Below are 10,994 nucleotides of genomic sequence, written 5' to 3'. Positions count from 1 at the left end.
CGGTCCTGCTGCTGGGGGCACTCGCGGAGGCATGAGGTCCCCCGACGATCCCGACACGGGACGTGAGACCCCCGACGGCCCCGGGACGCCGGTGCGGTCCTGCTGCTGGGGGCACTCGCGGAGGCATGAGGTCCCCCGACGATCCCGACACGGGACGTGAGACCCCCGACGGCCCCGGGACGCCGGTGCAGTTCTGCTGCTGCGCTCGCGCGGAGGCCAAAGCCCCCGACGGCACCGGGACGTCGGTGTGGTCCGGTCCTCCCGCCGGAGGGCCGGACCGTCCGCCGGCCGGCCGGAGCCGGTCGGCGGGCCGGGGTGAGCCCCGGTCAGTGGGTCGTGGTGAGCTGGGACTCGCCCGCTCCGGACTCGGCGCCGGTCCCGGACGGGTCGGCGGAGCCGCCCACCGCGTCGCCGCCACCCTGCTGTTCGCCGGTGCCCTGCTCCTCACCGGTGCCCTGCTCCTCACCGGTGCCCTGCTGCTCGCCGGTGCCCGAGGGGTCGGTGCCCGCGCCGGACTGGTCACCGGCGCCGGCGCCGGCCTCGTCGCCCGCGCCCGCTCCGGCACCGCCGTCGCCGAGGCTGGCGCCGGTGGCCTGGAGCGCCGTGGTCACCGGCTGGAAGAACGTCTCGCCGCCGCTGGTGCAGTCGCCGCTGCCGCCGGAGGTGAGGCCGAGCGCGCTGCCGTCCTGGGTGAACAGGGAGCCGCCGCTGTCGCCGGCCTCGGCGCAGACGTCGGTCTGGATGAGTCCGGTGACGGTGTCGACGCCGTTCGGGTCGGTCTCGCTCTGGAAGTTGACGGTGGCGTCGAGTCCGGTGACCGTGCCGTCGTGGAGCCCGGTGGTGCTGCCCATCCGGAACACGTTCGTACCGACGGTGGCCTCGGCCGCCTGGGTGATCTGGACGGTCTGCCCGTTGCCGACGTTCACCTCGCTGGGCGCCTCGGTGGCGGGGTCGTCGTACTTGACGAGGGAGAAGTCACCCTCGCCGGGGAACGTGGCCTGGTCGACCGTGGCGATGGGCTGCCCGGTCTCCGAGTCGGACCACTCCTTGGCGGCGACACCGCAGTGACCGGCCGTCAGGAAGGCGGGGCTGCCGTCGGACGCGGTGACGTTGAAGCCGAGGGAGCAGCGGACGGTGCCGCCCTGCACCTGGGAGAAGATGGCGTCGCCGCCGGAGACGAACGTCTTGAAGGTGCCCGAGGACTTCTTGAGGACGGCCGTGCCGGAACCGAGGTTCCGGACCGTCGACTCCAGCCGGTCCCAGCGGGCGCCGGTGACCGTGCTGTCGGCGGTGACGACCACCTTGTTGGTGCGCGGGTCGACGGCCCAGGACGTACCGGGCATCGTCGCGTCCTTCTTCAACGTGCTCGCGGCGGCCTGGAGTTCGGCGGTGCTGTTGGCCACCTCCCGCACGGCCGCGCCGGCCTTCTTCGCCTGCACGATCACGTTGTTGTCATCGCCGTTGATCACGTTGACGACGAGTTGGCTGCTGCCGCTGTCGTAGTAGGAACCGGCGAACGCGTCACCGAGGAGCCCCTGCAGCTGTGCGGCGAGATCCGAGGCGTCCGCCGCCTTGAGGGTCTTGGGGGCACCGGTGTCGCCGGCGGCCTCGTCCTGGGAGGCGTTGGCGTTGGGCAGCAGGAGCGCCGCCGCGCCGAGTGCCGCCACCGAACCGACGGCTATGGCCGCCTTGCGCTTCGGAATCCGCTTGTGACTCAAACTTCTCGACCTCCTGGGGGGACGGGGTCCGTGCCGCCGTCGCGGCAGCTGATTCATGGGCGCCTGGATGGCTGTAGGTACGGACGGTCCGCGAGGTGTGTTCAAGGGGAGTCGCCAACAGGTCGTGCACGACTGCGAATCGGCCACGCTCCGCCCCGGGCCCACCACCCGCCGGCCGATGACGTTCGGCGACCGGCCGGACACGGTCCGTCCTGAACTCGCGCCGGAATCCCCGCTCCAGGGAATCTGCACATCCAATGCCCAATCGGGTCACCGAGTGCGGCGTATCTGCACATGCGCGCGCCCCCGTGCGCGCCTTTGGCGCGGAGTGCCGGATTCGGCCGGACGGGAGCAAGCGAGGGCGTGCGCCGATGCCGTGACGCATGTGAAGGAGTCGCCGACATGCCGTGCGCAGACCTGCACGGTTGTTTCCTTGTGTGACTCAAGTTCCCTGGTGGGACTGGTGATTGATTGGAAGCGCGAGCGCCGGGCGTGCTTTGATCCATCGCACCGCGGGGGCCGCTCGGGCTCCCGGCAACGGGCGCCCGGTGCCCGCGGTCGCGGCCGTCCATCTGTCCCCAGAGGGGGCCGCTCCCCCCTTGTGAGATATCCATATGAAGGGAAGTTCCATCATGAACTCCACCCCCCAGGTCGAGACCGCCGAGATCTCCGACGCCGACCTCGACAACGTCTCGGGCGGTCTGTCCCTGAACGCCGTCGGCACCGTCACCGGCCTGGTGGACGGCGTCGCCCCGGTGTCCGGCCTGGTCGGCACGGCCGTCAGCACGGTCGAGGGTGTCACCGGTCTGAACACCGCTCCGGTCACCGGCCTGGTCGCCGGTCTCTGACCGCACCTCGTCACCGCTGAGTCCCGGAGCCGTTCCCCGGCTCCGGGGCTCTCGGGTGTCCGAAACCACGTCGTAGCGCAGTCTCTCCCACAGGTGAGGGAAGTCCCGTGCAGTTCCGCCAACAGGCCCTCGCCAAGCTCCAGTCGCCGGAGGAGCTGGACCTCCCCGTGCGGCTGGCCCGCCCGCAGGGCTGGCTCGCGCTGTCCGTCACCGTGGTGGTCATGGCCGCGGCCTCGGTGTGGGCGGTGACCGGCTCGGTCGCCTCCACCGTCTCCGCGCCCGCCATCCTCACGCACGGGCAGGGCAGTTACGTCCTCCAGAGCCCCGTCGCCGGCCAGGTCACCGCCGTACTCGCCGAGCAGGGCGAACGGCTCGCGGCCGACGCGCCCGTCCTCGAGGTCCGTACGGACAAGGGCGATTCCGTGGTCCGCACGGTCGCCGCGGGCCGCGTCACCGCGCTCGCCGCCACCGTCGGGCAGATCATCCGGACGGGCGCGGACGTCGCCGCCGTGGAGAAGGCCGCCCGCGCCTCCGACCCGCTGTACGCGACGGTGTTCGCCCCGGCCGAGAGCGCCTCCTCGATCCCGGCCGACGCCGCCGTCGACCTCACCGTCTCCTCGGTGTCCACGCAGGAGTACGGCGTGCTGCGCGGCCATGTGAAGTCGGTGGACCGCACGGCCCAGTCGGCCCAGTCCATCGCCGCGTTCCTCGGGGACCAGCAGCTCGGCGAGCAGTTCACCAGGCAGGGCCGGCCCGTCGCCGTGCTGGTGCGGCTCGACAAGTCCTCGAAGACCAAGAGCGGTTACCGGTGGAGCTCGGCCGGGGGTCCTCCCTTCGCCCTCGAATCCATGACCCTGGCCACGGGTTCCGTCCGGCTGGCCGACCAGCGTCCCCTCGATTGGCTGCTCCCGTGACCACCGCCCAGGAAACCCGCTCGAGACGGCGCACCGCGCCGCCCAAACGCCCGGTGCCCAAGAGCCGTACGAAGACGGTCCGCACCTCCAGCGTGCTCCAGATGGAGGCCGTCGAGTGCGGCGCCGCCTCCCTCGCCATGGTCCTCGGCCACTACGGCCGGCACGTCCCGCTGGAGGAGCTGCGCATCGCGTGCGGCGTCTCCCGCGACGGCTCGCGCGCCAGCAACCTGCTGAAGGCGGCCCGCAGTTACGGGCTGACGGCCAAGGGCATGCAGATGGACCTGGCCGCCCTCGCCGAGGTCGCGGCCCCGGCCGTGCTGTTCTGGGAGTTCAACCACTACGTCGTCTACGACGGCATGGGCCGCCGCTTCGGCCGGCGCGGGGTCTACATCAACGACCCCGCCAAGGGCCGCCGGTTCGTGCCCATGGAGGAGTTCGACGGCAGCTTCACCGGTGTCGTGCTGGTGATGGAGCCGGGCGAGGGCTTCGAGAAGGGCGGCCGCAGGCCGGGGGTGCTCGGCGCGATGCCGGCCCGGCTGCGCGGCACCGCGGGCACCCTGCCCGCCGCCGTCCTCGCGAGCCTGCTGCTGGTGGCGGTCGGCGCCGCGCTGCCCGCGCTCAGCCGCACCTACATCGACATGTTCCTCATCGGCGGCCAGACCTCCCTCCTCGGCGTGCTGTTCGCCGCGATGGGCGCCTGCGTCCTGCTGACCCTGGTGCTGACCTGGCTCCAGCAGGCCAATCTGCTGCACGGCCGGATCATCTCCTCCACGCTCTCCAGCGCCCGCTTCCTGCGCCATCTGCTGCGGCTGCCGGTGACGTTCTTCTCCCAGCGCAGCCCCGCCGACCTGGTGCAGCGGCTCCAGTCCAACGACCAGGTCGCCGAGACCCTGGCCCGCGACCTCGCCGCGGCGGGCGTGGACGCGGTGGTCGTCGTGCTGTACGCGGTGCTGCTGTACACGTACGACCCGCAGCTGACGTTCGTCGGCATCGGCGTCGCCCTGCTCAACCTGGTCGCGATGCGGCTGGTCGTACGGCTGCGCGCGACCCGGACCGCGAAGCTGCGCGCGGACACCGCGCGGCTCACCAACACCGCCTACACCGGGCTCCAGTTGATCGAGACCATGAAGGCGACCGGCGGCGAGGACGGCTACTTCCGCAAGTGGGCGGGGCAGCACGCCTCGACCCTGGAGGAGCAGCAGCGGCTCGGGGTGCCGAGCGCCTGGCTCGGGGTGGTCGCGCCGACGCTCGCCACCCTCAACAGCGGGCTGATCCTGTGGATCGGCGGCATGCGGGCGGTGGAGGGCCACATCTCCGTCGGACTGCTGGTCGCGTTCCAGGCGCTGGTGGCCCGCTTCACCGCCCCGCTGACCCGGCTCAACGGGGTCGCGGGCCGCATCCAGGACTTCGCGGCGGACGTGGCCCGCCTCAAGGACGTGGAGAACTTCCAGGCCGACCCGCTCTACGACCGGCCCGGCACCGGCGACTCGGCGCGGCGGCTGCACGGCCACGTCGAGCTGGAGAACATCTCCTTCGGCTACAGCCCGCTCGACAAGCCCCTGCTCACCGGCTTCGACCTGACCGTCGGACCCGGACAGCAGGTGGCCCTGGTGGGCGGCTCGGGCAGCGGCAAGTCCACGGTGTCCCGGCTGATCTCGGGCCTGTACGCCCCCTGGGAAGGGACCATCCGGATCGACGGGCGGCGCCTGGAGGACATCCCGCGCGGCTCGCTCGCGGCGTCGGTGTCCTTCGTCGACCAGGACGTGTTCCTCTTCGAGGGCTCGGTGCGCGACAACGTGGCCCTCTGGGACCCGTCGATCCCGGACGAGGCCGTGGTGGAGGCGCTGCGGGACGCCGCGCTGTACGACGTGGTGACGCGCCGGCCCGGCGGCATCCGCAGCAGGGTCGAGCAGGACGGCCGCAACTTCTCCGGCGGGCAGCGCCAACGCCTGGAGATCGCACGGGCGTTGGTGCGCCGGCCGAGCATCCTCGTGCTGGACGAGGTGACCAGCGCGCTGGACGCGGAGACCGAGCAGGTCGTCATGGACAACCTGCGCCGCCGCGGCTGTGCCTGCGTGGTGATCGCCCACCGGCTGAGCACCGTGCGCGACAGCGACGAGATCGTGGTGCTCCAGCACGGCACGGTCGTGGAACGCGGACGGCACGACGAACTGGTGGCGCGCGGCGGGGCGTACGCCGCACTTGTCAGGGAGCGGTGAGATGACCTCCGTGCACGATGGCGACCTGGTTCTCGGCGCGCTCGGTTCGCTGGGCGCGCCGGTCGACTGCGCCGGTCTGAGCCGACTGGACCTCGGCGGCCCGCAGGTGCTGTGGCTGGTCGCGGCGGGCGCCCTGGACCTGTTCGCGGTGGACGCCGGGCAGCAGGGCCACTGGCACCACCTCGGCCGACTGGAGACGGGCGCGCTGCTGCTCGGCCCGGTCGCGGGCCCGCAGCACACGCTGGTGGCCCGCCCGCAGCGGGACTGCGTGGTGCGCCGGATCGGGCTGCGCGAGCTGTACCAGCCGCCGAACACCCAGACCTGGTCCTACGACGAGTACGGCAACCCGCAGTACGTGCCGCCGACGACGAGCCCGCTGGAGTACGCCCTCGCCCTGGGCGTCGGCCGCGGCCTCTCGGTCCTCTTCCAGGCGCCCATGGCCACGGAGCGCCCGGCCGAGGGTGGGGGTGCCCCCGCGCGAGCGTATTCGAGCGCGGGGGACGACGACGACGTGTTCTGGATGCAGGTGCCGCCGGGCAGCGTCCAGTACGGCTCGGTGTACGGCGCGGAGGCCGCCGCCGACCTGCTGATGGACCCGGCGGTGTGGCAGAGCATGGTCGACCAGCAGTACCGGCTGCTGACCACGCTGGACCGCTGGATCGAGCAGCTGGAGCGCACGCACGAGACCCGGACGGCGGCCGGCATCAAGGCCGGTGAGGCGGTGCGCGCGCAGGCCGACCGGACACTGCTCGCCTCCATCGGCAGGGCGCCGGCGCAGCGCGCGACGGCCGCCGACGCCGACGCGACGTACGCCGCCTGTGTGCTGGTGGCGCGGGCCACCGGGATCGTCCTCGCCGAACCGGCGCAGAGCGGCACCGAGAGCGAGCGCCTGGACCCGGTGGAGCGGGTGGCGCTGGCGTCCCGGGTGCGGACCCGCGCGGTGCGGCTGGACGGGGCCTGGTGGCGGGACGACATCGGTCCGCTGGTGGGGCACCGGGCGCTGTCGGGGGCGCCGGTCGCGCTGCTGTGGCGGCGCGGCGGTTATGTGGCGGTGCATCCGGCGACCGGCCGCGAGACGCCGGTCGAGAAGGCGAACGCGGAGGAGTTCGAACCGCGCGCGGTGATGTTCTACCGCCGGCTGCCGGACCGGGCGATGGGTCCGCTCGGACTGCTGCGCTTCAGCATGCGCGGCACGCGCGGCGACGTCCTCGCGCTGCTGCTCGCGGGTCTGGTGACGGTGGCGATCGGCGCGCTGGTGCCGATCGCGACGGGCAAGGTGCTCGGCGAGTACGTGCCGAAGGCGCAGCAGAGCCTCATCGTGCAGGTCTGTCTGGCGGTGATGGTCAGCGGGATCGTGGCGGCGGCGTTCATGCTGCTGGAGAACCTGACGATGCTGCGTCTGGAGGGCCGGATCGAGGCGACGCTGCAACCGGCCGTGTGGGACCGGCTGCTGCGGCTGCCGACGGCGTTCTTCACCCAGCGCTCCACGGGTGAACTGGCCAGCGCGGCCATGGGGATCAGCTCGATCCGCCGGCTGCTCGCGGGCGTGGGCCCGGTGGTGGCGCAGTCGGTGACGGTGGGCGGGATGAACCTGGCGCTGCTGTTCTGGTTCAGCGTGCCGATGGCGCTGGCTGCGCTCGGCATGCTCGCGGTGATCGCCACCGTGTTCCTGGGCCTCGGGCTGTGGCAGGTGCGCTGGCAGCGGCGTCTGGTGGTGCTCGGCAACAAGCTGAACAACCAGGCGTTCCAGACGCTGCGCGGGCTGCCGAAGCTGCGGGTGGCGGCGGCCGAGAACTACGCGTACGCGGCCTGGGCGGGCGAGTTCGCGCGCAGCCGTGAGCTCCAGCAGAGGGTGGGCCGGATCAAGAACCTGACGACGGTGCTGGGTTCGGTCTACCTGCCGGTGTGCACGCTGCTGATGTTCATGCTGCTGGCGGGTCCGGCGAAGGGCGCGATGTCGGCGGCGGGGTTCCTGACGTTCAGCACGTCGGTGACGATGCTGCTGACCTCGGTCACCCAGCTCACCGGTTCGTTCGTGTCGGTGGTGGCCGCGCTGCCGCTGTTCGAGGAGATCAGGCCGGTCCTGGAGGCGACGCCCGAGGTGCGGTCGGCGAGCACCCGGCCGGGTCCGCTGTCGGGGGGCCTCGAAGCGCGGCGGCTGTCGTTCCGGTACGCGGACGACGGGCCGCTGGTGCTGGACGACGTGTCGTTCGAGGTGCGGCCGGGCGAGTTCGTGGCGATCGTCGGGCCGAGCGGCTGCGGCAAGTCCACGCTGCTGAGGCTGCTGATCGGCTTCGACCGGCCGGTGTCGGGGAGCGTGCTCTACGACGGGCAGGACCTGGCGGCGCTGGACCGGTCGGCGGTGCGGCGGCAGTGCGGGGTGGTGCTCCAGCACGCCCAGCCCTTCACCGGTTCGATCCTGGACGTCATCTGCGGCACCGAGCCGTACACGCCGGAGGAGGCGATGGCGGCGGCCGAGATGGCGGGGCTCGCGGAGGACATCAAGCGGATGCCGATGGGCCTGCACACGATCGTCGCCGGCAGCGGGGCCGTCTCGGGCGGGCAGCGGCAGCGGCTGATGATCGCCCAGGCGCTGATCCGCCGCCCGCGCATCCTGTTCTTCGACGAGGCGACCAGCGCGCTGGACAACGACACGCAGCGCACGGTCATCGAGAGCACACGCAAGCTGAACGCCACCCGGGTGGTCATCGCGCACCGGCTGTCGACGGTCCTGGACGCGGACCGGGTGATCGTGATGGAGGACGGCAAGGTCGCCCAGCAGGGCCCGCCCGCCGAGCTGCTGGCGGACACCGGGGGCCGGCTGCACGAGCTGGTGCGCCGCCAGCTGACCTGAGCGCTCACTCCGGGGCGGGCACGGGGGCGCCGGAGGGGAACCCGGCGGCGAGGTAGCCGTCGTAGAACTCCTTCCAGGACGCGTCCGCCCCGGCGTGGGGTCCCGCGGGGCGTTCGCCGCGGGCCCTGGCGTCGAGGGCGGCCAGGCACACCTCCCAGCCGGCGCCGTTGCGCGCGGCGGTGTCCTCGGCGGCGAGGACGTCGGTGAGGGTGAACCGGGTGCGGCCCCGGCCGGCCTCCCCCGCCGCCGCTTCCTCTGCCGCTTTCTCCTCCTCTTCCTCCTCGGCTTCCTCCTCGGCTTCCTCCAGGTCGAAGCGGAGTTCGTCGCCGCCCCACACGAAGGACAGCCGGCGGGGCGGGTCGATGGCGACGACGCGGCCGGTCGACTCGGGCAGGTGCGGGTCGCCGCTGAAGCGGACGGTGCCGCCGGGGCGCGGTTCGAGTTCGACGCGCGACGGGAACCAGTGGGCGAGTTCGTCGGGGTCGGTCACCAAGTGCCAGACGCGGTCGAGCGGATGGTCCCAGACGCGCTCGAAGCGGACGGCGGGACGGCCGTCGTCCGAGGTCAGGAACGTGCCGGTGAGTTGGGCGGACATGGCTGATCGGTCCTTCCTCGCGGTTACCCCTCCCCTTTCGGGTACCCGCGCCGCCGCCCCTTCTAGCGAAACGTTGCCGTTTCGCTCGCCGTGACGTAGCCTCCATGTGTACGAAACAGTTTCGTTTACGTTCTCTTTGCCCGCCGCGCGGGCCCCGAACGCTTTCCCTGGAGTGTTTCCGATGGACCAGAAGACCCTCACGGAGGGCGCGGTCACCCGCGCCGAGGAGGCGCCCGCCGCCTCCTCCAGGCGGTGGTGGATACTCGGCGTCGTCGCCGTCGCCCAGCTCATGGTGGTGCTCGACGCCACCATCGTGAACATCGCCCTGCCGTCCGCCCAGGCCGACCTCGGCTTCTCCGACGGCAACCGGCAGTGGATCGTCACCGCCTACGCCCTCGCCTTCGCCTCCCTGCTGCTGCTCGGCGGACGCATCGCCGACCTCTTCGGCCGCAAGCCCGCCTTCCTCGCGGGCGTCGTCGGCTTCGCGGTGGCCTCCGCCCTCGGCGGCGCCGCCACCGGCTTCGGGATGCTGGTCACCGCCCGTGCCCTCCAGGGCGCCTTCGGCGCGCTGCTCGCGCCCGCGGCCCTGTCCCTGCTGAACACCACCTTCACCGACGCCCGCGAACGGGCCCGCGCGTTCAGCGTGTACGGCGCCATCGCCGGCGCGGGCGGCGCGGTCGGCCTGCTGCTCGGCGGTGTGCTGACCGACGCGCTCGACTGGCGCTGGACGCTGTACGTCAACGTGGCCATCGCGGTCGTCGCCTTCGCCGGCGGCTGGGTCCTGCTGGGCAACCACCGCGACGCCGAGAACTCCAGGCTGGACGTGCCGGGCACGGTCCTGGTCGCCGCCGGTCTCTTCGCCGTCGTCTACGGCTTCTCCAACGCCGAGACCCACGACTGGGGTTCGCCGCTCACCTGGGGCTTCCTGATCGCCGGCGGGCTGCTGCTCGCGGCCTTCGCCTGGTGGCAGACGCGCGCCGCGCACCCGCTGCTGCCGCTGCGCATCCTGCTGGACCGCGACCGCGCCGCCTCGTTCGTCGCCGTGCTCATCACCGGCGCGGGCATGTTCGGCGTGTTCCTCTTCCTCACCTACTACCTCCAGCTCAACCTGGGCTTCAGCCCCACGAAGACCGGTGTGGCGTTCCTGCCGATGGTCGGCGCGCTGATGATCGCCGCGCAGCTCGGCACCACGCTCCTGGTACCCCGCCTCGGCCCGCGCACGGTCATCCCGGCCGGCTTCGCGATCGCCCTCGCGGGCATGGCCTGGCTCACCGGCATCGGCGTCGGCTCCCACTACACCAGCGCCGTCCTGCCGCAGCTGATCGTGACCGGCATCGGCCTCGGCCTGGTGATGCCGCCGGCCATGCAGATGGCCACGGGCGGGGTCGCGGCCGAGGACGCGGGTGTCGCCTCCGCGACCGTCAACGCCATGCAGCAGGTGGGCGGTTCGATCGGTACGGCCCTGCTGAACACCCTGGCCGCGAGCGCCGCGAGCGACTACCTGGCCGGCCGGGACCGCACCAGCAAGCTCGTCCAGGCGCAGGCCACCATCGAGAGCTACACCACCGCGTTCTGGTGGTCGGCGGGCTTCTTCGCGGCGGGCGCGGTCCTCGCGTTCCTGCTCTTCCGGCCCGGGGTGCCCCGGCAGGACGCCGACGCCGTCACGGTCGTCCACATGTGACGTCCCGACCCGCCCGAGAAGCCGCCGGGCGGAGCGACACCCACAGGCCGAGGGGCCGCCGTCCGCAGGGAGACGGCGGCCCCTCCCCCGTGCCGGGGCCCGACTCGCGCGGCCCGCGCCGCCCACCCGACGGGCCTGGAACACTCCACGCCTACCCGCGGGTAT

Annotated in this window: 7 protein-coding genes; 5 read left to right on the top strand and 2 right to left on the bottom strand. The window is 72.6% G+C overall.

Annotation, left to right across the window (positions count from 1 at the left end; translation table 11 throughout):
• Window positions 1-326 precede the first annotated feature (326 nt).
• Window positions 327-1,718 carry a S1 family peptidase gene (locus tag AB0F77_RS18495; RefSeq protein ID WP_361949153.1) on the bottom strand — a complete coding sequence of 464 codons (1,392 nt, stop codon included), beginning with the start codon at window positions 1,716-1,718 and terminating at the stop codon, window positions 327-329.
• Window positions 1,719-2,350: 632 nt separating this feature from the next.
• Between AB0F77_RS18495 and AB0F77_RS18490 the strand changes: the two genes are divergently transcribed.
• From AB0F77_RS18490 to AB0F77_RS18475, 4 genes are all read left to right on the top strand, one after another.
• A complete protein-coding gene (locus AB0F77_RS18490; protein WP_361949150.1) occupies window positions 2,351-2,566 on the top strand; it encodes a type A2 lantipeptide in 216 nt (71 codons plus the stop codon).
• A gap of 107 nt (window positions 2,567-2,673) precedes the next feature.
• Window positions 2,674-3,480, top strand: a complete 807-nt coding sequence (locus tag AB0F77_RS18485) for an HlyD family efflux transporter periplasmic adaptor subunit (RefSeq protein WP_361949147.1) — start codon at window positions 2,674-2,676, stop codon at window positions 3,478-3,480.
• On the top strand, window positions 3,477-5,699 hold the full coding sequence (locus AB0F77_RS18480) for an NHLP family bacteriocin export ABC transporter peptidase/permease/ATPase subunit (RefSeq protein ID WP_361949144.1): 2,223 nt from the start codon (window positions 3,477-3,479) through the stop codon (window positions 5,697-5,699). Before AB0F77_RS18485 ends, AB0F77_RS18480 begins: the two co-directional genes overlap by 4 nt.
• Before the next feature lies 1 nt (window position 5,700).
• A complete protein-coding gene (locus tag AB0F77_RS18475) occupies window positions 5,701-8,553 on the top strand; it encodes an NHLP bacteriocin export ABC transporter permease/ATPase subunit (RefSeq protein WP_361949141.1) in 2,853 nt (950 codons plus the stop codon).
• Between the two features lie 4 nt (window positions 8,554-8,557).
• On the opposite strand, the gene AB0F77_RS18470 is transcribed toward AB0F77_RS18475, so the two are convergent.
• A complete protein-coding gene (locus AB0F77_RS18470) occupies window positions 8,558-9,148 on the bottom strand; it encodes an SRPBCC family protein (RefSeq protein WP_361949138.1) in 591 nt (196 codons plus the stop codon).
• Window positions 9,149-9,329: 181 nt separating this feature from the next.
• On the opposite strand from AB0F77_RS18470, the gene AB0F77_RS18465 reads away from it, so the two are divergent.
• Entirely contained in the window at window positions 9,330-10,829 is a 1,500-nt protein-coding gene (locus AB0F77_RS18465) for an MFS transporter (RefSeq protein WP_361949135.1), read from the top strand.
• Window positions 10,830-10,994: the final 165 nt, after the last annotated feature.

Source organism: Streptomyces sp. NPDC026672, assembly GCF_040638185.1.
Taxonomy (GTDB): domain Bacteria; phylum Actinomycetota; class Actinomycetes; order Streptomycetales; family Streptomycetaceae; genus Streptomyces.
This window is presented reverse-complemented; position numbering and strand designations above follow the sequence as displayed.